Raw genomic sequence first — 24,231 nt, forward strand, 5'->3', positions numbered from 1 at the left:
CGATTCTACCCAGTTCGCTTGACTCTGTCCCTATTAAGACAAATTGAAGCTGGCGGACAGGCTGTAACCCTCGCCGTAGGCCGAACGCAGGGGCAAATCCTGGCCCAGGCCGCTACGCGCCTTTTTGCGTAAACGATACACCAGCATGTCGACGCGGCGGCCGGCATCCGGATCGTCGCCGCCAATGCCAGCCACGATCACCTGGCGCGGCACCGGACGGGTGTTAATGGTCAGCAAGTGCAGGAAATTGCACTCTTTCTCGGTCAGGGTGATGGCCTGGCCCTGCAGTTCCAGCTGGCGGGCCGAGACCTTCAGGGTCCACTTGCTTGGAACAGGGATGGCTTCCTGCGGGCCGACGCGGCGGTCCAGCGCCTCGATATGGGCGGCCAGTTCCGGGAACTTGATCGGCTTGGTCAGGTAATGGTCGGCGCCCAGGCGCAGGCCCATGATGCGGGAGTCGAAGGCCACGCGGCCGGTCAGCACGAGCAGGCCGATCTGAGGGTACAGCTGGCGCATGCGCGGGATGACATTGAAGCCATCCTCATCCGGCAAGCCCAGGTCGAGCACGACAACGCCCACGGTGCCCTGGCTGAGGGCGGACCACATTTCCTGGGCGTTATTGGTGGTGTGAACTACATGGCCAAGTTCAGCCAGGAAATCCGCCATCTCTTCGGCGTATTCCAGGTTGTCTTCCACGATGAGTATTTGCGTCATTGATGCGCCATTTTCCATTCAGTCGCGAGCCGGGGTTTAGGGCTTGCGTCGAAGAATTATCACGGTTGGTCACGGGCTGCGCAAGCCTTAAGCAGCGACCGGGAGCCAAATCCGAAATTTCTTGCCGCTTTCAGGCAAATTTTCCACAGACAGTGTGCCGCCGTGGACCTCAACAACATTCCTGGCCATATACAGGCCGAGGCCGGAACCGGCATGCCCTGCGGCAGCCTTGCCTCGGTAACCCTTGTCGAAGAGTTTGCCTAGCTCATCATCCGGAACGGGAGCGCCGTGGTCGATGACGAGGAGTTCAACCCCGCCTTCGCTGGCTTTCCTACCCTGCAATTCTATCGCAACGTTGTCATTAGTGTACTTGAGGGCGTTATCTAAAAGTATGTCGAGACACAAACGCATGCCCTGCGGATCGCAACGCATCCATTGCGGCAAGCCTTCTGCACGCACCGTGATGTCGCCGCGACGCTGGCGCGCGGCTTCGGCCGCCGTTTCCAGCAAGGCTTCCGGCGAGATTTCGTCGGCCTGGCGCTTGCGGCCAATGCTGGCCATGCGCTCAGGGCTCAGGTATTCGTTGATCAACTCCAACAAGCGGTCGACCGACGTCTGTATCTTGCGGTAGCGCTTCTTGGTGTTTTCATCAGCATTGGCCGAAGTCATTTCCAGGCGCTGGATCGCACCGTCGATCGTGGAGAGCGGCGTGCGGAATTCGTGCGACACCATCGACGCGAATTTCTTTTGCTGCTTCTCACGCTCGATGCGATCGCGGATATCGCGCACCGTGCCGACCAGGCGCAGCACGCCGCTATCGACGTCGGGCACCAGGGTCGATTCGATTTCGACCGGGATCATCACACCGTCGCGGCCCGTCATTTCCGCATCGCGCACGGTATGGCGGCGCGTGGTATCGCCGGAGGTGTAGGCTTCCAGCCGTTCCGGCAGTTCGCCCATCAAGTCGGCCGCAACCTGCTGAGCGCGGTCCGGCATGTAGCCAAACAGCTTTTCAGCAGAAGGGCTGACGTACAGCAGCTGGCCACTATCGCAGTCCAGCATCCAGTGTACGTCGCTGCTGTGGTCGAGGATCTGGCGATAGTGTTCAGCACTCAGCATGGGATCAATCCTGTAACGGTGCGAAGATCTGTTGCAGGTCTTCCTGGGTCAAGGCCATCTTCTGCGATTCGCCTTCGGCCAGCACGGATTGCGCCAGGTCCGATTTCTTCTGCTGCAGCAGCTGGATCTTTTCTTCCAGCGTGCCCTTGGCGATCAGCTTGTACACGAACACCGGCTTGTCCTGGCCGATACGCCAGGCGCGGTCGGTGGCCTGGTTTTCGGCGGCAGGATTCCACCACGGATCGTAATGGATCACGGTGTCGGCTGCAGTCAGGTTCAGGCCCACGCCGCCGGCCTTCAGCGAAATCAGGAAAATCGGCACCGCGCCTTGCTGGAAGGCAGCCACCTGGGCGCCGCGGTCGCGGGTTTCTCCGGTCAGGATGGCGTACGGAATGTCGCGTGCTTCCAGTTCTTCCTCGATCAGTTCCAGCATCGAAGTGAATTGCGAGAACACCAGGATCTTGCGCTTCTCTTCCAGCAGGTCTTCCACCATCTGCATCAGGTCGATCAGCTTGGCCGAACCAGCGGAGGCGGCTTTCTTGGTAGTCTTCACCAGGCGCGGATCGCAGCAGACCTGGCGCAGCTTGAGCAGCGCTTCCAGGATCACGATCTGCGAGCGCGCCACGCCCTTGCGATCGATCTCCTCGCGCACTTTCTGGTCCATGGCCAGGCGCACAGTTTCGTACAGGTCGCGCTGCGCGCCGCTGAGCTCCACCTTGCGCACCATCTCGGTCTTCGGCGGCAGTTCCTTGGCCACGCTGTCCTTGGTACGGCGCACCAGGAAAGGCTTGATGCGGCGGTTCAGCAACTGGCGGCGCTGCGGATCATCCTGGCGCTCGATCGGGTGGCGGAAGTTGCTGTTGAAGGTCTTCTCGTCGCCCAGCAAGCCCGGCAACAGGAAGTGGAATTGCGACCACAGCTCGCCGAGGTGGTTTTCCAGCGGCGTGCCGGACAGGCACAGGCGGTGGCGCGCACGCAGCAGGCCCGCGCTCTGGGCGGCCTTCGATCGGGTGTTCTTGATGTAGTGCGATTCGTCCAGGATCACCAGGTGGAAATCATGCTCGCGCAGCTTTTCCTCGTCGCGCGGCAGCAGGGCGTAGGTGGTCAGCACCAGGTCGACTTTCGGGATCTCGTCGAACAGCTCGGCGCGGTCCTTGCCCTGCAACAGCAGCACTTTCAGGCCAGGCGCGAAGCGGGCGGCTTCATCCTGCCAGTTGTTCATCAGGCTGGTGGGCGCGATGACCAGGGCTGGATGATCCAGGCGGCCGGCTTCTTTCTCCACCAGGATGTGGGCGATAGTTTGCACCGTCTTGCCCAGACCCATGTCGTCGGCCAGGATGCCGCCGAAATTGTATTCGCGCAGGAACTGCATCCAGCTCAGGCCGTCGGTCTGGTAATCGCGCAGGGTCGCTTGCAGGCCGGCCGGGGTCGGCACACGCTTGACCGAGGAGAACTGGTTGAGCTTGCGGCCCATTTCACGCAGCTCTTCGCCGCCGGTCCACTGGAAGTCGACATTGCGCGCCAGCTCGTCCAGGCGCGCCGCATCCAGCGAGGACATGCGCACCGAATGGCGGATCTTTTCGCTGAAGTAGAGCTCGCCGATCGTCGCCAGGATAGGGCGCAGGCGGTTCCATGGCAGGGCCACGCGCGTACCGTCCGGCAGCGCGGCCAGCATCTGGTCCGAGTCGCCATGCACAGCCAGCGCTTTCGGGCTGAAGTCGTTCGGGAAATTGCGGATCATCTGCACCAGCACCGGCAGCAGCGGCACGCGCTCGCCATTGACGGTGATGCCGAGTTCCAGGTCGAACCAGGCATTGCCATTCTCGGTGGTTTCTTCCTCGACTTCGGCGTACCAGTCGTCGACCGCCACCATATCGTAGCGGTACTTCGGCGATTTCTCGACGCGCCAGCCGGCAGCCAGCAATTCATCGATGCCGGATTCGGCGAAGCGGATCCAGTCGGCCTGGTTGGCCAGCAACAGGCCGCCGCGCACGCTGGACAGCGGCAGCGCGGTCGGTTTCTTGAAGCCCAGCTGGGTCAGTGTTTCCAGCGCGGCCGCCTCGGCAGCCTCGTCACGCTGGATGATCTCAGTCACTTCGCCGCGCTGGCGCACCACACGCTGCGAAGGATCGAAGGACACGCGCTCGCCGTCGTAGTCATACGACAGCACGGCATAGTCATTCCAGCGCTGCAGGGTGCCGTCGGCCAGTTGCGCCGAATCGAGCACCAGGATAGGCCGCGGCTTGACGTCGGTGCGCACGCGCTGGGGCAGCGGCTGTGGCAACGGCATCAATTGCTGCAGGCCGTGCGCCAGCAGCAGCTGCGATACCCGCATCTTATCGTTCGGCATCAGCAGCGGCGCCTGCGCCACCAAGGCCTGCAGGTCAGCCAGCGGAATGGTGGTGCCACCCTGGTTCAGCTGCAGCACGCCGGTCGACAGGTTGTCGATATACCATGGCGGTTCGGTCGGCAGCATGTAGTCGATCTGGTCGGCGCCATGGTGCCGGGCCCCTTCCTGCACGTCGACCTGCCAGCCAAGGCGCAGGCCCTTGCCTTCCTCGCGCCAGGCCAGGCTGGCATTGCGCTTGTCGCCAGCCTTCATCGGATAGACCAGGCCGTTGCCCACGTCGGACCAGGAGTTCGCCCACAGCAGCTTGTCCTGTTCGGACAACATTTGCAGCAGCGCCGCGCCGATCTTGCCGCGCGGCTCAGTGGCGCTGCCGGTCTGGGAATTGGGCCCGCTGCGCATGGCCACGAAGAAGCGGACCAGGTCTTCATCGCCCGGCGCCAGGAATGCTGGCGGAGCGGAGAGCAGGGAAAACACTTCGCTGACCGGGGTGGCCGCAGCCACGTCCCCGTTCGGTTTCAGGCGCGCCTTGTACAGGCAGAGCGCGACATGGCGCCCGCCGCTGGTCGGCGCCAGCACATAAATCAGTTTGTAGTTGGTCTGTTTCGGGTCGATTTCGACCGGGGCCAGTTTTGGCTTGGGATGCGCGGCTGCATCCACCCTCTGCAACCATGTCGCCACAGCATAGGGAAGCTGGTTGGGCGGAGCAGCTGGTGCGGGAGCCGGTGCGACTGGAGTTTCGCGGGCTTCGTCGCGGGTAATATCCATTGGGCGCATTCTTTTAAATCAGCGGTTCAAAAACAGCAACATGCAATATTATCCGCCTTCCACGTTTTCGTGTTTGTGAAAATCCTAACTTAGTGCAACTACAAGTTAGACGGACAACATTGACTAATTAATAATAATCGATTCCCGGGCCCGTGTTGTATGATTTCGGCCTTCACAGTTTGGAATACCGTCATGCTGCCTTCTATCGAACAACGCCTTGCCCTCGAACTGGCCGCCAAGCCGGCCCAGGTCGCCGCCGCCATCGCCCTGCTGGACGAAGGCGCCACCGTCCCGTTTATCGCCCGCTACCGCAAGGAAGCGACCGGCGGCCTGGACGACACCCAGCTGCGCAATCTCGAAGAGCGCCTGCGCTACCTGCGCGAGCTGGAAGAACGCCGTGAAGCGATCGTCAACTCGATTACCGAGCAAGGCAAGATGACGCCGGAGCTGCTAGATGCGGTCATGCACGCAGAGGACAAGACCCGGCTGGAAGACCTTTACCTCCCTTACAAGCAAAAACGCCGCACCAAGGCCCAGATCGCCATCGAAGCGGGCCTGGCCCCGCTGGCCGACGCCCTGCTGGCCGACCCGACCCTGAATCCCGAGGAACAGGCCGCCGGTTACATGCGCGAAGCCTTCGAGACCGCCGACGGCAAGAATCCTGGCGTGGCCGACGCCAAGGCCGCCCTCGATGGCGCCCGCCAGATCCTGATGGAACGCTTCGCGGAAGACGCCACCCTGCTGCAATCGCTGCGCGAATATGTCCAAGAGCATGGCGTAGTTGAATCGAAAGTTGTTGAGGGAAAGCAAGAAGAGGGCGAAAAGTTCGCCGATTACTTCGATTATTCCGAGCCGCTGGCCGCCGTACCGTCGCATCGCGCCTTGGCACTGTTGCGCGGACGCCGGGAAGGCATGCTGGACGTCACCCTGCGTCTCGATTCGGAAGAGGAAAAGCCGAAGTGGGACGCCCCGCATAACCCCTGCGAAAGCCGCATTTCGGCCCGTTTCGGCATCAAGCAAGCCGGCCGCCCCGCCGACAAATGGCTGGCCGACACCGTGCGCTGGACCTGGCGCGTGAAATCCTTCATGCACCTGGAAACCGAACTGATGGGCGCCCTGCGCGAAAAAGCCGAACTGGACGCCATCAACGTGTTTGCTACCAATTTGAAAGCTTTGTTGCTGGCCGCCCCGGCCGGCCCGCGCGCCACCATGGGCCTGGACCCAGGCCTGCGCACCGGCGTGAAAGTCGCCGTAGTCGACGCCACCGGCAAGGTTGTGGATACCGCCACCATTTATCCACACCAGCCGCGCAACGACTGGCACGGCTCGCTGCACACCTTGTCGCGACTGGCCGCCAAGCACGGCGTGCAGCTGGTCTCGATCGGCAACGGCACCGCCTCGCGCGAAACCGACAAGCTGGCGCAAGACCTGATCAAGCAATGTCCGGAGCTGAAGCTGACCAAGATCGTGGTCTCAGAAGCCGGCGCATCGGTGTACTCGGCCTCCGAATACGCCTCGCGCGAACTGCCGGAGCTGGACGTGTCGCTGCGCGGTGCCGTCTCGATCGCGCGCCGCCTGCAAGACCCGCTGGCCGAGCTGGTGAAGATCGACCCGAAATCGATCGGCGTCGGCCAGTACCAGCACGACGTATCGCAGACCCAATTGGCGCGCTCGCTGGACGCAGTCGTAGAGGACTGCGTGAATGCGGTGGGCGTCGACGTGAATACCGCCTCGGCGCCGCTGCTGGCACGCGTCTCCGGCCTGTCCGCCAGCGTAGCGCAAAGCATCGTCAGCTACCGCGACATGAAGGGCGCATTCGCCTCCCGTGCAGCGCTGAAGAACGTGCCGCGACTGGGCGACAAGACCTTCGAGCAGGCAGCCGGCTTCCTGCGCGTAATGGGCGGAGAGAACCCGCTGGACGCGTCGGCAGTGCACCCTGAGTCATACCCGGTGGTCGAGAAGATCCTGGCCGACATCCAGAAAGACGTGCGCGGCGTGATCGGCGAAAGCAAGTTGCTGAAAGCGCTGTCCCCGGCCAAATATGCCGACGACAAGTTCGGCGTGCCGACCGTGACCGACATCATCAAGGAACTGGAAAAGCCGGGCCGCGACCCGCGCCCTGAATTCACCACCGCCACCTTCAAGGAAGGCGTGGAAGAGATCAGCGACCTGCGTCCGGACATGATCCTGGAAGGCGTAGTGACCAATGTGGCCGCCTTCGGCGCCTTCGTCGATATCGGTGTGCACCAGGACGGCCTGGTTCACATTTCCGCCCTGTCGAACACCTTCGTCAAAGACCCCCACACGGTGGTGAAAGCCGGCCAGGTGGTGAAGGTCAAGGTACTGGAGGTGGACGTGAAGCGCAAGCGTATTGCCCTGACCATGCGCCTGTCCGACAGCGCGCCCGTCGCCGGCTCCCGCCCAGAGCAGCGTAGCGACCGCAACGACCGCCGCGCCATGGGCCAGCAGCAAAAGCAGCAATCGCGCGAGCCAGTCCAGCAAAGCTCGATGGCCGCCGCCTTCGCCAAGCTGCGCAGCTAAACAAAAGTCGGGGTCAGGTCTGTCTTTTGGACAGCTAACGCAATCATTTGATCTTGCTCAATACGCGATTTCGCTACCTTTCGCGTATTGATTTTGATCAAAGGGTAGCGCTGTCTGTCCGAATGACAGACCTGACCCCGAATTGCGCCAGGACATGACCTGTGTCATCAGGTAAGGCGCCGTTTCGCGGTAAAATGGCTGGATTCCAATCCTTAGCAGTGAGAATGCAATGAGCGACGTACAAACCTGGATCAAAGAAACCGTGACCAACACCCCCGTCGTGCTGTTCATGAAGGGCACCGCCCAGTTCCCACAGTGCGGCTTCTCCGGCCGTGCCATCCAGATCCTGAAAGCCTGCGGCGTTGAAAACATCGCCACCGTGAACGTACTGGATGATCCGGAAGTGCGCCAGGGCATCAAGGAATACTCGAACTGGCCAACCATCCCGCAGCTGTACGTGCGCGGTGAGTTCATCGGCGGCTCCGACATCATGTCCGAGATGTATGAATCCGGCGAACTGAAGGCCCTGCTGGACAATAATGGCTGATCGCCCGCAGCGGCTGGTCATTGCCATCACCGGCGCTACCGGCGCCGTGTATGGCGTGCGGCTGCTGCAGCATTTGAAGCAAGCGACGGGGCAGGATGGCCGTCCCGTCGAGACCCACCTGGTCATCTCCGACGCCGCGGTCCTCACCCTCCATCAGGAAACAGGCTTGCAGCGCAAGGAAGTCGAAGCGCTGGCCCATGTCGTCCATAAGCAGAACAATATCGGCGCTTCCATCGCCAGCGGCTCTTTCCAGGCCGACGGCATGGTGATCGCTCCCTGTTCAATGAAAACCCTGGCTTCCGTCGCGCATGGCCTGTCGGACAACCTGATCGCCCGTGCTGCCGATGTGATGCTGAAGGAGCGCCGCCGCCTGATACTGATGGTGCGCGAGACGCCTTTCAATCTTGCGCATCTGCGCAATATGACCGCTGTCACCGAAATGGGCGGCGTTATCTTTCCGCCATTGCCAAGTTTTTACCACCAGCCGGAATCCATCGATGAAATGGTGGACCACACCGTGGCCCGTGTGATCGACTTATTCGGCATATGTCACAATCTGGCCCCTCGCTGGAATGGCATGAACCCTTGAAAACATGCGCCTTTGCGGGCCAATGTATCAAGTTTGTTACAAAGTGGTCTGGTCGTTTGTGACATGGCAGGACACCATGTTGGCAGTATCAAAAACATCATTTTGACACTTGGGCGGGGCGCGCCGGGAGCCGGCGCGCTAAGTGAAACTCGGACGTGCTTTTGAAAGCAATTTGCCCCGTTTTGCGCAGGATAAATGGTGTCGTTTTGTTACTTTTGGTAGTTGACCCTCACCAGCATGCGAATAAATTCGCGCGCAATTTGCTTGTGATGGTCGTCCAGCCGTTGCAAATCAGCGATCAATTTGACGTCAGCCGACTCGAACCGGTTCAGGTTGCTACCGTTCGAATCTCCATTATGGTGCTCGATTTCGGCACCGCCAAAGCGCAGCCATTCAGCAGGAACGCCCAGCCACTGCGCAATCATGCGCAGCTTTTCCTGGGTCGGAATTGCCTCTCCAACCAGCCATTTTCGGGCGGCGTGGACCGTAATCGGTCTGCCCTCAAACCTGATGTTGAACTCTCTCGCCAGCCGGGTTGGGCTGTCCGGAGAGTAGTGGGCATTTTTCAAAGCCTGCTGGAGTCGCTGGCTGAAGCTTTCACGTTCGTTCGAAGAATTCATAGTTGCACTATTTCATGTCACAACATGAATGTCAGTCTCTAGAACCATCAGACCAATTGTGACAATTGTAGTTAACAACAATTAACAATTGGCGCTACAGACTGGACGATTTCCCGCTCTGCCAACCCGAATTTCTTTCGGTAAAATCGGTAAAAAGTAGCAGAATCTACTTGTCAGGACGACAAATAATCGGTTACAACTTTAGAAATAAAGTTGCTTGGCGACTACAAACCTAGGGGCTGTCTTTGTTGTCGACCGGTCGGCTGGTATTAAAGACCGTCGGTAACTTTATGCGCCTTTATGAATTTCATGATGCCGTGATCTCCGGTATCCCGGCGCACGATACCATCCCGCCATAGTTTGTGAAGGTGGGCCAGCGCTTCGCCCAACGCGAAGCTGAGTTGGTGGGCATCCAGCGGGCGGCGGAACATGATTGGTACTATCTCTGCCGCGGAGCGCGGCTGATCCGTGCAGGCGGCCAGCACCTCGGCCAGGCGCGCCTCGTGGTGATCGCGCAACTGCTTGATGCGGGTGTGCAGGCCTCGGAATGGCCGGCCATGCGAGGGCAGCACCAGCACGTCTTCCGGCAGGGTGGCGAAGCGCTCGAGCGAATCGAGGTATTGCTGCAAGGGGTTGGCTTCGGGTTCAACCGCGAAAACCGACATATTGGTCGAAATGCGCGGCAAGACCATGTCGCCGGAAATCAGCACATTGAGCTGTTCGCAGTAGAGGGCGGCGTGTTCCGGCGAATGGCCGAAACCGGTGATCACGCGCCAGGTGGCGTCGCCGGCCGCGATCACCTGGCCGTCATGCAGGCGCACATAGGAAGCCGGCACAGAAGGCACCAGCGAGGGGTAGTAATTCTTCCGGGAGCGCATTTTCTCCAGCATTTCCGGGTCGACCAGGCCATGCCGTTCAAAATGGGGGACGGCCGAAGGGCCGTCGACGCCGGGCAAGCCGGCCGACATCATGCGTGCGAAGGCATACTCGCCCGCCGTCATCCACAACGAGACGCCAAAGCGCTGGCACAGCCAATCGGCGAGCCCGACGTGGTCCGGGTGACAGTGAGTGGCCACTACGCGCCGCAGCGGCTGGCCAGCCAGCGGCCCGGCCAGCACGGCATTCCAGGCTTCCCTGCTGGCGTCCAGCGCCACGCCGCAGTCCACCGCGCTCCAGCCATCGGCTTCGCGCAACAGCCACAGGTTGATGTGGTCGAGCGCGAACGGCAACGGCAGCCGCATCCACGCCACGCCGGGCGCGACTTCGAGCACCGTGCCGCTGGCCGGCAGGGTGTCGCCAAATGGATAGTCAAGCTGGGATTCGAGCGGGTTCATGGCGTACAATAGATTGACGTTACGTAAACGGAAGATCCATTGTAAGCCATGCCGACCTACACCATCACCGAACTGGCCCGTGAGTTCGATATCACCCCGCGCGCCATCCGCTTCTATGAAGACCAGGGCCTGTTGAGCCCATCGCGCGAAGGTGCCGGCGGCCGCAACCGCGTGTATACCCCACGCGACCGCACCCGCCTCAAACTGACACTGCGCGGCAAGCGCATCGGCCTGTCGCTCAGCGAAATCAAGAGCCTGGTCGACATGTATGAGTCGCCAAAGGACACCGAAGCCCAGATGAACCGCTTCCTGGGCGTGCTGTCGCAGCACCGCGAGACGCTGGAACAACAGCGCGAGGACATCGAAATGTCGCTGCAAGAGATCGCCACCCACGAGGAAGAGTGCAAGCGCCTGCTGGCAGCACTTGCCGAAAAGCAAACTACGGCTACTTGACGTTTACGTTAACGTCACTCAGGCGTATCATTTGCGCTTCAATACCCAACACCAATAGAGGAAGACATGCTCCATCTCCCAGGCCTGACCTTTGATCACGGCGAAGACATCGCCGCCCTGCGCGAAGCGGTACAGCAGTTCGCCGCCGCCGAAATCGCCCCGCGCGCCGCTGAAATCGACCGCACCGACCAGTTCCCGATGGACCTGTGGCGCAAGATGGGTGAATTGGGCCTGCTGGGCATCACCGTCGGCGAAGAATACGGCGGCTCGAACATGGGCTACCTGGCCCACATCATCGCGATGGAAGAAATTTCCCGCGCTTCCGCCTCGGTCGGCCTGTCGTACGGCGCGCACTCCAACCTGTGCGTCAACCAGATCAAGCGCAACGGCACCGAAGAACAGAAGAAGAAATACCTGCCGAAGCTGATCTCCGGCGAGCACGTGGGTGCGCTGGCCATGTCCGAGCCGAACGCCGGTTCCGACGTGGTGTCGATGAAGCTGCGCGCCGACTTCAAGGGCGACCGCTGGGTGCTGAACGGCACCAAGATGTGGATCACCAACGGCCCGGACGCCGACACCCTGGTGGTGTACGCCAAGAACGATCTGGAAGCCGGCCCGCGCGGCATGACCGCCTTCCTGATCGAGAAGGGCTTCAAGGGCTTCTCCATCGCCCAGAAGCTGGACAAGCTGGGCATGCGCGGCTCCCACACCGGCGAGCTGGTGTTTGAAGATTGCGAAGTGCCGGCCGAGAACGTGCTGGGCGGCCTGGGCAAGGGGGTCAACGTGCTGATGTCCGGCCTGGACTTCGAACGCACCGTGCTGTCCGGCGGCCCGCTGGGCATCATGTCGGCCTGTATGGACGCCGTGGTTCCTTACATCCACGACCGCAAGCAGTTCGGCCAGCCGATCGGCGAATTCCAGCTGATGCAGGGCAAGCTGGCGGACATGTACTCCACCATGATGGCTTGCCGCGCCTACGTCTACGCCGTGGGCCAGGCCTGCGACCGCGCCACCTCGCCTGAGCAGGTGCGCGCATTGCGCAAGGATGCCGCCGGCGCCATCCTGTACTCGGCCGAGAAGGCAACCTGGATGGCAGGCGAAGCAATCCAGACCTTGGGCGGCAATGGCTACATCAACGAGTACCCGGTCGGCCGCCTGTGGCGCGACGCCAAGCTGTACGAAATCGGCGCCGGCACCAGCGAAATCCGCCGCATGCTGATCGGCCGCGAACTGTTCGCCGAGACCAAGTAAGCGAAGCCGCCCGCAAGGCCGCCATGATCCACGCCGCCTTCCCCAAGCTGCTGTCGTCGCAAATCGCGTTCGACATCGCGCGCACCATCCGCGAGGGGTTCGACAAGCACTACCGCCTGTTCCGGCAAGCGGCGCAGGCGGCCAAGCGGCATTTCGAGCAAGGCGACTGGGCGGTGGCCCAGGTCGCGGCGCGTGAACGGATCGACTTTTACGACAAGCGCGTGCAGGAGTGCGTGCAGATGCTGGAGGACGAATACGATCCGTCCGAGCTGACCGATGAAGTGTGGCGCGAACTCAAGCTGCACTACATCGGCATGTTGTCCGGCCACAAGCAGCCGGAGCTGGCGGAGACTTTCTTCAACTCGGTGTGCTGCAATATCCTGCACCGCTCCTACTTCCACAACGAATTCATTTTCGTGCGCCCGGTCGTATCGACCGAGTACATCGACACGGAAGAAGTAGCGCCGACCTACCGCGTGTACTACCCGGGCAAGGACGGCCTGACCTTCACGCTCAAGCGCATCGTCACCAACTTCCAGCTGAACACCCCGTTCGCCAACCTGTCGCGCGATGTCGCGCTGGTGGAAGAACGGCTGTCCGACCTGTTCGGCGAACTGGAACCGAATGCGCAAATACAGATTCTTTCGAGCCTGTTCTTCCGCAACAAGGGCGCCTACATCGTCGGCCGCGCCATCAACGGCAGCCGCGAACTGCCTTTCGTGGTGCCTATCCTGCACAACAAGAACAAGCAGCTGGTGCTGGATGCAGTGTTGACGGAGCAGCAGGACATCGTTCTGCTGTTCTCGTTCACGCGCGCCTACTTCCTGGTCGACATGGAAGTGCCGTCGGCCTACGTGCAGTTCCTGCGCAACCTGCTGCCGCTCAAGCCACGCAGCGAGATCTACACCATCCTCGGCCTGCAGAAGCAGGGCAAGAATGCCTTCTACCGCGACTACCTGCAGCACCTGAAGCACTCGTCCGACCTGTTCGCGATTGCGCCCGGCATCCGCGGCCTGGTGATGCTGGTGTTCGCGCTGCCGTCCTTCCCTTATGTGTTCAAGGTGATCAAGGACTTCTATCCGCCGCCGAAGGAAACCACGCGCGAGCAGATCAAGTCCAAATACCTGCTGGTGAAGCACCACGACCGAGTGGGCCGCATGGCTGACACGCTGGAGTACTCCAACGTCGCCTTCCCGCGCAACCGCTTCAGCGAAGAGCTGGTGATGGAGCTGAAGCACTTCGCACCATCGCTGATCGAAGAAGAAGGCGATCAGCTGGTGATCAAGCACCTGTACATTGAACGCCGCATGGTGCCGCTGAACATGTTCCTGTCGCACGCCGATGAAGTGGGCGACGATGCGGCACTGGAGCATGGCATCATCGAATATGGCAACGCCATCAAGGACCTGGTGGCAGCGAATATCTTCCCGGGCGACATGCTGTACAAGAATTTCGGCGTCACCCGTCACAAGCGTGTCGTTTTCTACGACTACGATGAAATTGAATACATCACGGACTGCAACTTCCGTGTGATTCCGGCGCCACGCAACGAGGAGGACGAAATGTCCGCCGAGCCGTGGTACCCCATTGGAAAGCACGACGTGTTTCCCGAGCAGTTCGACAAGTTCTTGCTCGGTAACGCGAAAATCCGAAAATACTTTATGAAGCACCACGCCGAGCTGCTCTCGCCTCACTGGTGGGCCAGGAAAAAAGCGCTGATCGCCAGTGGTGTCATTGAGGACGTGTTCCCGTATCCCCAGCACGTCCGTTTCCGCAACCGAGATTCGCTGCCCGAGGCAGCGAAGCAAGCAACACCTTCCCTTTTGGAGACCTTTGAAAATGAATGACCCAATCGTAATCGTCGGCGCAGCACGTACCCCAATGGGCGCCTTCCAGAGCGACTTCGCAAGCCTGAGCGCCAATGACCTGGGCGCAGTGGCCATCAAGGCCGCCGTCGAACGCGCAGGCATCAAGCCGGAAGCAGTCGAACACGTCTACTTCGGCAACTGCCTGATGGCAGGCCAGGGCCAGGCGCCAGCACGCCAGGCTTCGATCAAGGCTGGCCTGCCGGTATCGGCCGGCGCCGTGACCCTGTCCAAGATGTGCGGCTCCGCCATGCAGGCAGCGATCTTCGCCTACGACGCACTGGCAGCCGGCAGCGCTGAAGTGATCGTGGCAGGCGGCATGGAATCCATGACCAACGCCCCTTACCTGATTCCGAAAGCACGCGGCGGCTACCGCATCGGCCACGGCATGATGTTCGACCACATGATGTACGACGGCCTGGAAGACGCCTACACCCGCGACGCCAAGACCGGCGCCGGCCGCTCCATGGGCACCTTCGCCGAACAGTGCTCGGCTGCCTACAAGTTCACCCGCGAAGCGCAGGACAACTTCGCCATCGAATCCGTCAAGCGTGCGCAAGCGGCACAGGCATCCGGTGCCTTCAACTGGGAAATCGCCCCGGTGACCGTATCCGGCCGCGCCGGTGACGTAGTGATCGACAAGGATGAAGGCCCGCTGAAAGCCAAGATCGAAAAGATCCCAGCCCTGAAGCCAGCCTTCGCCAAGGACGGCACCATCACCGCCGCTTCGTCCTCCTCGATCAACGACGGCGCTGCCGCCCTGGTCATGATGCGCGAATCCACCGCCAAGAAGCTGGGCGCCACCGTGATCGCCAAGGTCACCGGCCACGCCACCAACTCCCTGGTGCCGGAACAGTTCACCACCGCCCCAGTGGGCGCGATCCAGAAGCTGCTGGCCAAGACCGGCTGGAAAGTCGGAGACGTTGACCTGTTCGAGATCAATGAAGCCTTCGCCGCCGTGCCAATGGCAGCGATGCACGACCTGGACATCCCGCACAGCAAGGTGAACGTGCACGGCGGTGCTTGCGCCCTGGGCCACCCGATCGGCGCCACCGGCGCGCGCATCATCACCACCCTGATCGGCGCATTGAAAGCCAAGGGCGGCAAGAAGGGCGTGGCAGCACTGTGTATCGGCGGCGGCGAAGCCACTGCCATGGGCATCGAGCTGGTTTAAGCACGATGGCGCTGGCACTCGTTATCGGCGCCTCGCGCGGCATCGGCCTGGAACTGGTTCGCCAGTACCTGGCCGACGGCTGGCGCGTGATCGCCACGGCCCGCAGGAAAGAAGATGTCGCCATGCTGGCCGAGATGGGTGCCGAAGCCCATAAGCTGGATGTAACGAATGTGGAAGCCGTAGCAGGCCTGGGCTGGAAACTGGATGGCGAACAGCTGGACGTCGCCATCCTGAACGCCGGCGTGTACGGCCCGCGCAGCGACGGCTTCCCGATGCAAACCGATTTCGACGCCGTCATGCACATCAACGTGCTGTCGGCGATGCGGCTGCTGCCGATCATCGCGCCGCTGGTGTGCGCGGGCCGCGGCAAACTGGCCGTGATGTCGTCGCGCATGGGTTCCCTCAGCGAGCGCCAGGGTTCATCCGGCTCGCTGTACCGCGCCAGCAAGGCCGCGCTGAACTCCGTGCTGGTCGACACCGCGCACCAGTTCGGCCCGCAAGGCGCCACCTGCGTGGCGCTGCACCCGGGCTGGGTGCGCACCGACATGGGCGGCGCCGGCGCCGCGCTATCGGTCGAAGAAAGCGTGCGCGGACTGCGCAAGGTGCTGGCCGAACTGCCGGCATCCGAACAAGCCGTCTACCGAGACTATGACGGTTCACCAATAGGCTGGTAAAGCCGAGCCCGTGTCACACCCTGGGGTCACACCCCAAGTGTGACACGGGCCCAGCCGTACAGAAAGATAACAATGATCCTCAACGAACAACACGAAATGATCCGCGACGCGCTGCGTGCGTTTTCGCAGGAGCGCCTGGCGCCCAACGCAGCGCGCTGGGATAAGGAACATCACTTCCCGAAAGAAGAACTGAAGGAACTGGCGGCATTAGGCGCCTTCGGCGTCGCCGTGCCGGAAGAACTGGGCGGCGCGGGCCTCGATTACGTTTCGCTGGCACTGGTGCTGGAAGAAATCGCGGCCGGCGATGGCGGCACCTCCACCGTCATTTCGGTGAACAACTGCCCGGTGTGCAGCATCGGCTTGATGTATGCGAACGAACAGCAGAAGCAGCAATGGCTGCGCCCGCTGGCGCAAGGTGAGATGCTGGGCGCCTTCGCCCTGACCGAACCGCACACCGGCAGCGATGCCGCCGCCCTGCGCACCACCGCCACGCTGGATGGCGGCGACTACGTCATCAACGGCACCAAGCAGTTCATCACTTCCGGCAAGCATGCCGACGTGGCGATCGTGTTTGCCGTGACCGACAAGGCAGCCGGCAAGAAAGGCATCAGCGCCTTCTGGGTGCCGACCAATACGCCCGGCTACATTGTGGCTGGCATCGAGCACAAGATGGGCCAGCATTCTTCCGACACCGCGCAGATCCTGTTCGAGAATTGCCGCGTGCCGGCAGCGAACATGATCGGCGAGCCAGGCCAGGGATACAAGATCGCCCTGTCCGGCCTGGAAGGAGGCCGTATCGGCATCGCTTCGCAATCGGTCGGCATGGCGCGTTCCGCCTTTGAAGCAGCGCTGAAATACGCACGCGAACGTGAATCGTTCGGCAAGCCGATCTTCGAGCACCAGTCGGTGCAGTTCAAGCTGTCGGAAATGGCGATGCAGCTGGAAGCCGCACGCCAGCTGATCTGGCATGCCGCGTCGCTGAAAGACGCCGGCCAGCCGTGCCTGAAAGAGGCGGCGATGGCCAAGCTGTTCGCCTCCGAGATGGCGGAGCGCGTCTGCTCCGACGCGATCCAGATTCACGGCGGCTATGGCTACACTGCCGACTTCCCGGTGGAACGCATCTACCGCGACGTGCGCGTTTGCCAGATCTATGAAGGCACGAGCGATATCCAGAAACTGCTGATCGCCCGCGCGTTGTGATGCAAGCGGGAGCTACGGCTCCCGCGTCGGCGGTTGTTGCGGCGAACCCGGGCAATCGCCGAGGCTGTCCAGGCTCTTTTTCGCCTGCTCCATTCCGTTCTGGCTCGCCATCGTGAACCAGTACTTCGCCTCGGTACACTTATCCGGGCTCGAAGTGCCCAGCACGCGCACGCCCAGGTTATATTGGGATGTCACGTGGCCATTTAATGCCGCCTTCCTGAACCAATAGTAGGCTGCTTCACGATTGCGGGTCGTAAAATCATAAAAGAAGCCCAGGCGGGCGGCCGCCCTGTTGTCGCCGGCATTAGCTTTGCCAACCAGTTCATTCCTTTCGGCTTCAGTCAACAAGAATGCAGAATTCGCATAATGCGGCTCTGCTTTTTTGGGCTGTTTATCATGCGCAATGACTTCAGTTGAAAGCAGGCACGCAGCGGAAAGCACGGCAATAATAGCGGTCGGTTTCGGCACATCGGTTCCCTTTGAGTTCTGGCAAGCATTACATGTTGCATGCCAAATGGCCAGCCCTTCGCGAATTTCGTCTGTTTGTAACACTTTGTCGGATTTCAAGTGCATATATGCTGAGAGGTTGTGGCTCTTATAAAATGTCCGCCATAAGGAGAAAGACATGGTTCATGTGATGTTGGTGGAAGATGATGAGCGCCTGGCCGAATTGGTCACGGAGTACCTCGCCGGTTATGAATTCAAGGTCGAGGTGGTGCCGCGCGGCGACGAGGCCCTGTCGCGCTTCAAGGCGGCCAATCCCGACGTCGTGGTGCTGGACCTGATGTTGCCGGGCATGGATGGCATGAAGGTCAGCCAGCAGATTCGCGACATCAGCGACGTGCCGATCCTGATCATGACCGCCCGAGAGGATTCCTACGATGAGGTATCGCTGCTGGAGCAAGGCGCGGACGATTTCATCAACAAGCCGGTGCAGCCGCGCGTGCTGCTGGCGCGCCTGCGCGCCCTGCTGCGCCGCCGCCAGGGCAAGCCGGAGGTGGACCACCTGAGCTTCGGCCAGCTGAGCATTGCGACCAGCGACCGCTCGGTCACCTGGCGCGGCCAGCCCTGTCCATTGTCGAATACGGAATACAAGCTGCTGCTGGTGCTGGCGGAAGCTGCGGGAACCGTGCTGTCTCGCGATGCGCTGCTGAAGACCATGCGCGGCATTGAATTCGATGGCCTGGACCGTTCGATCGATAACTCGATTTCAAAACTGCGCCGCAAGTTCGACGATACCGATGGCGAGAAGATCAAGACCGTTTGGGGCGAGGGGTACCTGTTCTCGCCGTCGGCCTGGAACTAGAACCGGTCAACCTGGGTCAGGTCCTGGCCCGCTCATTCAAACAGCGGCGCAATGGCGAGCGGGGTATTCTGGCTGACGACCTGGCCCTGCGCAGACCAGTCGGCAAAGCGGTAAGTAGCGGTACGATAAGTGCCGAGCGTTTCGCCGTCGAAGGCTGGACCATCAACTACTGGCAGGGGCGCTTCGCGCGGCCCGTATTTCGCCTGCACCAGCGCATCCGCGCGATTGCCGAACACGAAACGCACACCGCCGCACTTTTTCGAGCCGTAGGAGGAATCAATGTAGCGCTGGTAGGCCAGCGCCTGTTCGCACGCTGCCCGCAAGTCGGTCGACTCGTAAATGCCGTCGTTGCGCGTCAGGATCGTGACGCGCGGCGCAAAGCGGTAGCTGGCCATGCGGCGGTTCAGCGCCAGCACGGCGTTATCATCGTAGGCTGCCTTCAGCAGCGGGAAAACGGCGCGGCCGGTGGCGTCCAGCGGCAGGTTAAGCTGGGTGTTCTTGCCTGTCAGCGTCAGGTGCAAGCCTTCCAGCGTCGCCATCGGATCACGCGGGCTGACTTCGTAATGGATCTGCAGGAAGTTCTTCGGCTTGCCGTATTTGGCAAACACGACCATCTGCTTGTAAGCGTCGCGATAGCTGACCCACTCCTCCTGCGCCTGGACGGCGCAGCTCACCACTGCCAGGCATACAGCCGGCAGCGTGGTGCGGAGCAAGGTCAAAATCTTCATCAGAATCGGTAAGCCAGGGCCGTGGAAACGGAATAGTTGGTAGCCCGTTCGACCAGCGGGCTGTCCTTTGCATCGCCGACAAGGCGGTTGACCGTGGCGCCGGAAGTCAGCATCCAGCTTGGGCTCAACGCCCAGTTCCAGCGCACGCCGGCGCGCACATCCTGAACGCCAGCGCCGGGGCGGTAAGCGCTATTGATGCCGGAGCGGTCGGCTTCGTCCTGGGTCACACCAAACCAGGTTTCGCTATAGGCGCGGTTGACCAGCGAAACGCCGGCCGACAGCACCACGCTGTGGTGCGGCGCCACGTCTGTCATCATGTACTGCATGGCGGCATGCAGGCGCGCACCATTGCGCTCCCTGCCGCTGCCATAAGTCAGCGTGTTCGTCAGGCGCAGCTTGGGCGACAGGTAATAGTTGAAGAAGCCGCCGGCCAGGACGCGGTGTTTGATCACGTCCATATCGCGCAGCCGGTTGGAGTCAATTTCCTCGCGCTCACGGAACTCGTCAGGGCGAAGATTGGTGTGGGCTGTGCGCGCGCCGGATTCTGCGGACACGCCGCTGAAACTGAAGGAGACGCCATCCTGGTCGCGGCGCGGCGACAGTGCCAGCATCGGCCCGAATTCCACCGATGGCGTCTGCGACAGGTGCCAGCCCAGGGCGGTGCCGGAAACAAAAATACCATTGCTCCACTGGACCTGGAGTACCGGCATGGCCAGGGTGCGGTTGTCGCTCGATCCGTCGTAGCGGGGAACCGACTGGGCGCCAATACCAATATACATATCGCGGCTGCCGTCTGGCATCGGGTTGGTGGCCGGCGTCTGCGCAGCTACGGTGCTGCAGGCGCTGGCAATGGCTAGGAACAGGTACTGTCGCATATATACGTCTACTGTTGGGATAGCCGTACATTTTAAATGCAATACCATCCCATCCCTCTAAAACGCTCAGTTCCTGATGAAGTTCACCGTTGTATCGATGCGATCGACAACAATCATCTGCACCGGTGCGGTGACAACTGCAGCGCACATCATGGTGGGCAGCGGCGGGGTCAGGTGATAATTGACTGCCACCATGCCGCCGCTGATAGCCACGCGGTCGATCGCGTACGAGGAGCAGGGATCGACATAGCCCCACGCCACGGCCAATACCATCTTGCGTGTGAAGTCGACGTTAGGCAAATCGGGCACAGGGAAGATGTTCAGGTAGGTGCTGTACCACAGCTTTTGCATGCTTTCGCTGTCGCGAACCACGAAAGTGGTTGGTGTCTGCACACCCGAATAGCTCACATTTGCGAGTTGTTCGAAAGCCAGCGTACCGTCAGCTAGCCGTGGTGCGGCAGCCAAGGTATGCGTGGTCGCACCGCCGCCTCCGCCGCCGCAGGCGACGAGGAACAGGGCTCCCAACACGGGCAGGCAGCGAATGATCTGGTTCATGACGATTTCCTCCCGGCGATGGTGTGATCTTAGGTAAAGCATCGCCTGAAATCCGCCCTGAGCTGTACGCTTTTTGTCGCAAATTTGTACGACAGGTTCACTGCAAGCCATTGTTTCTTATACAATACGCCTTGATGAATCGCCTGTTCTTCCGTTTTTTCATACTGGTGATGCTGTCCATCAGTGCGGCGGCATTCATCGTCTATTTCGCCATCAACCGCCTGTTTGGCGACCCCCTCGATTCGATTGCGCGGCGCCAGGCCGCAGCCCAGATCTTCCTCCTCGAGCAGTACATCGACCAGGCCCCGGCCGACCAGTGGCTGGACCGCCTGAACAAGGTGCGCGAGGTTTCCGGCGTGCGTTTCGAGCTGGTGCCGCTGGGCGATGTGCGGCGGCAGCTGTCCGGCATCGACGCGGCGGGCTTCGAGCGCGGCGACGTGGTGCTCGATATCGGGCGCAAGGCCTTCTACCGGCGTGTGGACCTGGTCGGTGAGCGCTATATCGGCAGCAACGAGGAAGCGCTAGTGGCGCAGGACTTGCCGATCGATATCGGCTTTGCGCTATCGATGGAGGCGGTGCGCTACCTAATCGTGGCCCTGGTGCTGCTGATTCCGATCGCGGCCTGGTCGCGGGCGCACTGGCAGGGGCTGCAGCAGCTATCCGATGTGGCGGACCGCTTCGGCGGCGGCGAACTGGGGGCACGGGCGCATATGGAGCCCAAGGACAGCATCTATCCGCTGGCGGAGCGCATCAACCACATGGCCGACCGCATCGAGCGCTTGCTTGATTCCCAGCGCAACCTGCTGCACTCGGTGGGGCATGAGATTCGCACCCCGATCGCACGGCTTGAATTCGCGCTGGAGTTGCTGCGCGATGCGGCGGAAAACCCGGCGCTGGACAAGCGCATCAACGCCATGGAAGGCGACCTGCGCGAACTGAAGGAGCTGGTCAACGAGCTGCTTGGCATGACCCGCCTGGATGCCGAACAGCACCTGCAGCGCCGTCCGTTCGACCTGAGCTCGGCACTGGCCCATTGCCGCGAGACCCTGCCGCCTTCCGAAGGCATGCTGCTGGAAATGGAATTGGGCGGCACGCTGGGCCAGTTCAGCGGCGACCAGCGCTTGCTGGAACGCGCGGTCGGCAACCTGCTGCGCAATGCGCTCAAATACGGCACGCGTTCGGTGCGCCTGGGCGCGGCGCGGATCGGCAGCGTAGTGCAGGTGGTGGTCGAGGACGATGGTCCCGGCATCCCGCATGCCGAGCGCGAACGCATTTTCGAACCCTTCTACCGGCTGGACCGCAGCCGCGACCGCAATACGGGCGGCTTCGGCCTGGGGCTATCGATCGCGCGCAAGGCGGTGCAACTGCATGGCGGCACCCTGGTGGCCGGCAGTTCCGCGCTGGGCGGGGCGCGCTTCACGATCACGCTGCCGGGCTAGCAGGCGGTCTTGGTCTGCAGGCGGTGCGGGGCCTTGTTCTGCTCCCCGCGACCGACCCGTTCGAATTCCGAAATCACCTGCGCGCCGAACAGCAGCAGGGTGGCGCCAATTTCCAGGCTGAACATGACGACGATGGCCGTCGTCATCGAGCCGTACACCAGGTTCACCTGCGACAGTGTGGTGAAGTACCAGACCAGCACATGGCGTGCTACTTCCCACAGCGCAGTGGCGGTGGCGCCGCCGATCAGGGCGTGCGGCCAGGACAGGCGACCGACCGGCATGACCAGGTAGATTGAGCTCAACATCAGAACCTCCCCCGCCAGTCCCAGCAGGTAGAGCAGCACGCCGGACAGGCCGTGCAGCGACCACTTATAGCCGAACAGGTGCACGCTTTCCTCGCCGATCACCTGCAGGCTGCCCGCCACCAGGGTCATCACCAGCGCCCCAACGCCAAGGAACAGGATGTAGCAGTAGGGCAGGACCGCCGACACCAGGTAATGACGCCGGCGCACCTTGGCGCGGTGCAGGAAGATGAAGCACATGGCGTTTTCCAGCACGGAGAAAGCCAGGGAGCTGAAGAACAGCATCACCAGCACCAGCGCCCAGCCGACCAGTTCACGATGCTCCAGGAAATGGCCGACTTCGGCCACCACGGCCTTTGACTGCCCGGGGATCAGCCACTCGAGATAGCGGCCGATAATCTGCAGCAGCTCCTGCTGTGGAATGATATGGGACAGCGCCACCACCACCAGCATCAGCAGCGGAACGATGGACAGCAGCGAGTAATAGGCCACGGCGCCGGCCAGCAACAGCCCCTGGTTGGCCCGGAAACCCTTCAGGCACTGCAGGGCAAAATCCAGGGGATGCGCCAGCACAAAAGCCACCGCCCTGTGCTTGAGTATTCGCATCGCCCCATTCTACGCCGAAGTCCGCTGACGAGCCCGTGTCACACCGTGGGGTCACACCCCGAGTGTGACACGGGCTCGACTGTGCATTAGTTGAGCTCGTGTCACTGTTAGGGTGTGACCCCATGGTGTGACACGGGCTCTGCTGTGGCGCTAGGAGACGGCGGGTTCGAGCAGGGTGAGGGTCTGACGTTCGGTGTCGAGGCGGGCGCGGATGCCCATCGGGAGGGTGAACTGGTCGCGGATATGGCCGAAGCTGTAGCCGCTGACGGCGGGTACTTTCAGGGGCTTGAGGTGTTGGTCGGTGGTTTCGTCCAGCGTCAGGGAAATGTCGCTGTCTTGCGGGCCGCAGTTTTCGCAAATGCCGAGCATGATGCCGGCGGCCTGATCGAATTTGCGGTTGAGCTGGAGCTGCATCAGCATGCGGTCGATCCGGTACGGCGCTTCGTTTACCTCTTCCAGGAACAGGATGCCGCCCTTGTAATTGCTGGCGTATTCGGTGCCGACCAGGGCACTGACCAAGCATAGGTTGCCGCCAGTCAGCGGACCTTCACACTGACCGGGCACCACCGTGCGCAGTCCGTAGTGCGGTTCTTCCTCTGCCTTACGGCTGTTTTCCAGCGCCATCGGGATGGTGTATTCGTCCTCCGGTTGCATCAGCACATGCATCAGATGGGTCACCGAGTAGTCGGAGAAGGTGGAGGAGGCTACCGGGCCGTGGAATGTGACCAGTCCGACCTTCTTCTGGATCGCCAGGTGCAACGCCGTGATGTCGGAGTAGCCGATCAGGATCTTGGGATTGCGGCGGATCAGCTCGTAGTCGAGGTGCTCGAGCAACTGGATGCAGCCAGAGCCGCCACGAATTGCCCAGATCGCGGTAACTTCGGGGTCGGTAAACATGGCGTGCAAGTCTTCCAGCCGCTGCTCGGGGAAGCCTCCGTAGTTGCCATACACGGCTTCCAGGTTACGGCCCAGCTTGACGTGGAAGCCCAACGATTCAATATTCTTGATGGCCTTGGCAATCGCCGGGGCGTCGGTGTGCCCGCCGGGGGCGATCAGGCCCACCGTATCGCCAGCTTTCAGGCGTGGCGGCTTGACCAGGGCGGTTTTCTTCATGGTTGGCTTTCGGGAAACTGAACGGCCGCCTGCCGCTGCCGATACTCCAGGGAGTGTGGCAGCGGCCAGGGCGGCCGTTACGATTCGGCCAAAACTGCGCCGGGTAATCAC

Annotated in this window: 22 protein-coding genes; 11 read left to right on the forward strand and 11 right to left on the reverse strand. The window is 61.5% G+C overall.

Going from position 1 to position 24,231, the window contains the following annotated elements; genetic code table 11:
* Positions 1 to 33: 33 nt before the first annotated feature.
* The 3 genes from ACN9MU_RS01050 to ACN9MU_RS01060 all read right to left on the reverse strand — a co-directional run bounded on the left by ACN9MU_RS01050 (position 34) and on the right by ACN9MU_RS01060 (position 4,948).
* Positions 34 to 714 (reverse strand): response regulator transcription factor, encoded by a 681-nt coding sequence (locus ACN9MU_RS01050; protein ID WP_055939590.1) that lies wholly within the window; start codon positions 712 to 714, stop codon positions 34 to 36.
* An 87-nt stretch (positions 715 to 801) separates the two neighbouring features.
* Complete coding sequence (locus ACN9MU_RS01055; protein WP_426166660.1) at positions 802 to 1,833, reverse strand: PAS domain-containing sensor histidine kinase; 1,032 nt, start codon at positions 1,831 to 1,833, stop codon at positions 802 to 804.
* Between the two features lie 4 nt (positions 1,834 to 1,837).
* Positions 1,838 to 4,948, reverse strand: coding sequence for a DEAD/DEAH box helicase (locus tag ACN9MU_RS01060; protein ID WP_426166662.1), 3,111 nt, complete (start codon positions 4,946 to 4,948; stop codon positions 1,838 to 1,840).
* A gap of 192 nt (positions 4,949 to 5,140) precedes the next feature.
* On the opposite strand from ACN9MU_RS01060, the gene ACN9MU_RS01065 reads away from it, so the two are divergent.
* The 3 genes from ACN9MU_RS01065 to ACN9MU_RS01075 all read left to right on the forward strand — a co-directional run bounded on the left by ACN9MU_RS01065 (position 5,141) and on the right by ACN9MU_RS01075 (position 8,625).
* Complete coding sequence (locus ACN9MU_RS01065) at positions 5,141 to 7,489, forward strand: Tex family protein (RefSeq protein ID WP_426319976.1); 2,349 nt, start codon at positions 5,141 to 5,143, stop codon at positions 7,487 to 7,489.
* Positions 7,490 to 7,718: 229 nt separating this feature from the next.
* Positions 7,719 to 8,036 (forward strand): Grx4 family monothiol glutaredoxin, encoded by a 318-nt coding sequence (gene grxD, locus ACN9MU_RS01070; RefSeq protein ID WP_057265627.1) that lies wholly within the window; start codon positions 7,719 to 7,721, stop codon positions 8,034 to 8,036.
* Positions 8,029 to 8,625: a UbiX family flavin prenyltransferase gene (locus tag ACN9MU_RS01075; RefSeq protein ID WP_426166667.1), complete on the forward strand. Its 597-nt coding sequence runs from the start codon at positions 8,029 to 8,031 to the stop codon at positions 8,623 to 8,625. Before grxD ends, ACN9MU_RS01075 begins: the two co-directional genes overlap by 8 nt.
* Positions 8,626 to 8,834: 209 nt before the next feature.
* On the opposite strand, the gene ACN9MU_RS01080 is transcribed toward ACN9MU_RS01075, so the two are convergent.
* On the reverse strand, positions 8,835 to 9,245 hold the full coding sequence (locus ACN9MU_RS01080) for a hypothetical protein (protein WP_426166669.1): 411 nt from the start codon (positions 9,243 to 9,245) through the stop codon (positions 8,835 to 8,837).
* A gap of 269 nt (positions 9,246 to 9,514) precedes the next feature.
* Entirely contained in the window at positions 9,515 to 10,579 is a 1,065-nt protein-coding gene (locus ACN9MU_RS01085) for an MBL fold metallo-hydrolase (RefSeq protein WP_426319979.1), read from the reverse strand.
* Between the two features lie 48 nt (positions 10,580 to 10,627).
* On the opposite strand from ACN9MU_RS01085, the gene ACN9MU_RS01090 reads away from it, so the two are divergent.
* The 6 genes from ACN9MU_RS01090 to ACN9MU_RS01115 all read left to right on the forward strand — a co-directional run bounded on the left by ACN9MU_RS01090 (position 10,628) and on the right by ACN9MU_RS01115 (position 17,196).
* A complete protein-coding gene (locus ACN9MU_RS01090; RefSeq protein ID WP_426166673.1) occupies positions 10,628 to 11,032 on the forward strand; it encodes a MerR family transcriptional regulator in 405 nt (134 codons plus the stop codon).
* Between the two features lie 66 nt (positions 11,033 to 11,098).
* Positions 11,099 to 12,283 carry an isovaleryl-CoA dehydrogenase gene (locus tag ACN9MU_RS01095; protein ID WP_426166675.1) on the forward strand — a complete coding sequence of 395 codons (1,185 nt, stop codon included), beginning with the start codon at positions 11,099 to 11,101 and terminating at the stop codon, positions 12,281 to 12,283.
* Positions 12,284 to 12,306: 23 nt separating this feature from the next.
* Positions 12,307 to 14,130: a bifunctional isocitrate dehydrogenase kinase/phosphatase gene (gene aceK / locus ACN9MU_RS01100; protein WP_426319981.1), complete on the forward strand. Its 1,824-nt coding sequence runs from the start codon at positions 12,307 to 12,309 to the stop codon at positions 14,128 to 14,130.
* Positions 14,123 to 15,322 carry an acetyl-CoA C-acyltransferase gene (locus ACN9MU_RS01105; protein WP_426166679.1) on the forward strand — a complete coding sequence of 400 codons (1,200 nt, stop codon included), beginning with the start codon at positions 14,123 to 14,125 and terminating at the stop codon, positions 15,320 to 15,322. Before aceK ends, ACN9MU_RS01105 begins: the two co-directional genes overlap by 8 nt.
* A 5-nt stretch (positions 15,323 to 15,327) precedes the next feature.
* On the forward strand, positions 15,328 to 15,996 hold the full coding sequence (locus tag ACN9MU_RS01110; RefSeq protein WP_426166681.1) for an SDR family oxidoreductase: 669 nt from the start codon (positions 15,328 to 15,330) through the stop codon (positions 15,994 to 15,996).
* Positions 15,997 to 16,068: 72 nt separating this feature from the next.
* Complete coding sequence (locus ACN9MU_RS01115; protein WP_426319984.1) at positions 16,069 to 17,196, forward strand: acyl-CoA dehydrogenase; 1,128 nt, start codon at positions 16,069 to 16,071, stop codon at positions 17,194 to 17,196.
* A gap of 12 nt (positions 17,197 to 17,208) precedes the next feature.
* On the opposite strand, the gene ACN9MU_RS01120 is transcribed toward ACN9MU_RS01115, so the two are convergent.
* Positions 17,209 to 17,763: a tetratricopeptide repeat protein gene (locus tag ACN9MU_RS01120; RefSeq protein WP_426166685.1), complete on the reverse strand. Its 555-nt coding sequence runs from the start codon at positions 17,761 to 17,763 to the stop codon at positions 17,209 to 17,211.
* 58 nt (positions 17,764 to 17,821) lie between these two features.
* Here ACN9MU_RS01120 and ACN9MU_RS01125 point away from each other — a divergent pair, with 58 nt between their 5' ends.
* On the forward strand, positions 17,822 to 18,502 hold the full coding sequence (locus ACN9MU_RS01125) for a response regulator (RefSeq protein ID WP_426166687.1): 681 nt from the start codon (positions 17,822 to 17,824) through the stop codon (positions 18,500 to 18,502).
* A 32-nt stretch (positions 18,503 to 18,534) separates the two neighbouring features.
* Here ACN9MU_RS01125 and ACN9MU_RS01130 read toward each other — a convergent pair whose 3' ends face one another.
* The 3 genes from ACN9MU_RS01130 to ACN9MU_RS01140 form a co-directional block, all read right to left on the reverse strand.
* Complete coding sequence (locus ACN9MU_RS01130; protein ID WP_426166689.1) at positions 18,535 to 19,230, reverse strand: hypothetical protein; 696 nt, start codon at positions 19,228 to 19,230, stop codon at positions 18,535 to 18,537.
* On the reverse strand, positions 19,230 to 20,105 hold the full coding sequence (locus tag ACN9MU_RS01135; RefSeq protein ID WP_426319986.1) for a MipA/OmpV family protein: 876 nt from the start codon (positions 20,103 to 20,105) through the stop codon (positions 19,230 to 19,232). Before ACN9MU_RS01135 ends, ACN9MU_RS01130 begins: the two co-directional genes overlap by 1 nt.
* Positions 20,106 to 20,171: 66 nt before the next feature.
* Positions 20,172 to 20,660 (reverse strand): hypothetical protein, encoded by a 489-nt coding sequence (locus tag ACN9MU_RS01140; protein WP_426336736.1) that lies wholly within the window; start codon positions 20,658 to 20,660, stop codon positions 20,172 to 20,174.
* A 134-nt stretch (positions 20,661 to 20,794) separates the two neighbouring features.
* Between ACN9MU_RS01140 and ACN9MU_RS01145 the strand changes: the two genes are divergently transcribed.
* Complete coding sequence (locus tag ACN9MU_RS01145; protein ID WP_426166693.1) at positions 20,795 to 22,099, forward strand: ATP-binding protein; 1,305 nt, start codon at positions 20,795 to 20,797, stop codon at positions 22,097 to 22,099.
* Here the strand turns inward: ACN9MU_RS01145 and ACN9MU_RS01150 are convergent.
* Positions 22,096 to 23,007: a YihY/virulence factor BrkB family protein gene (locus ACN9MU_RS01150; RefSeq protein WP_426166695.1), complete on the reverse strand. Its 912-nt coding sequence runs from the start codon at positions 23,005 to 23,007 to the stop codon at positions 22,096 to 22,098. The genes ACN9MU_RS01145 and ACN9MU_RS01150 overlap by 4 nt on opposite strands.
* Before the next feature lie 150 nt (positions 23,008 to 23,157).
* Positions 23,158 to 24,120 (reverse strand): S66 peptidase family protein, encoded by a 963-nt coding sequence (locus tag ACN9MU_RS01155; RefSeq protein WP_426166697.1) that lies wholly within the window; start codon positions 24,118 to 24,120, stop codon positions 23,158 to 23,160.
* Between the last annotated feature and the right edge of the window lie 111 nt (positions 24,121 to 24,231).

Origin of the sequence: Pseudoduganella sp. R-32, assembly GCF_049913245.1 — a bacterium.
Classification (GTDB): Bacteria; Pseudomonadota; Gammaproteobacteria; order Burkholderiales; family Burkholderiaceae_D; genus Rugamonas.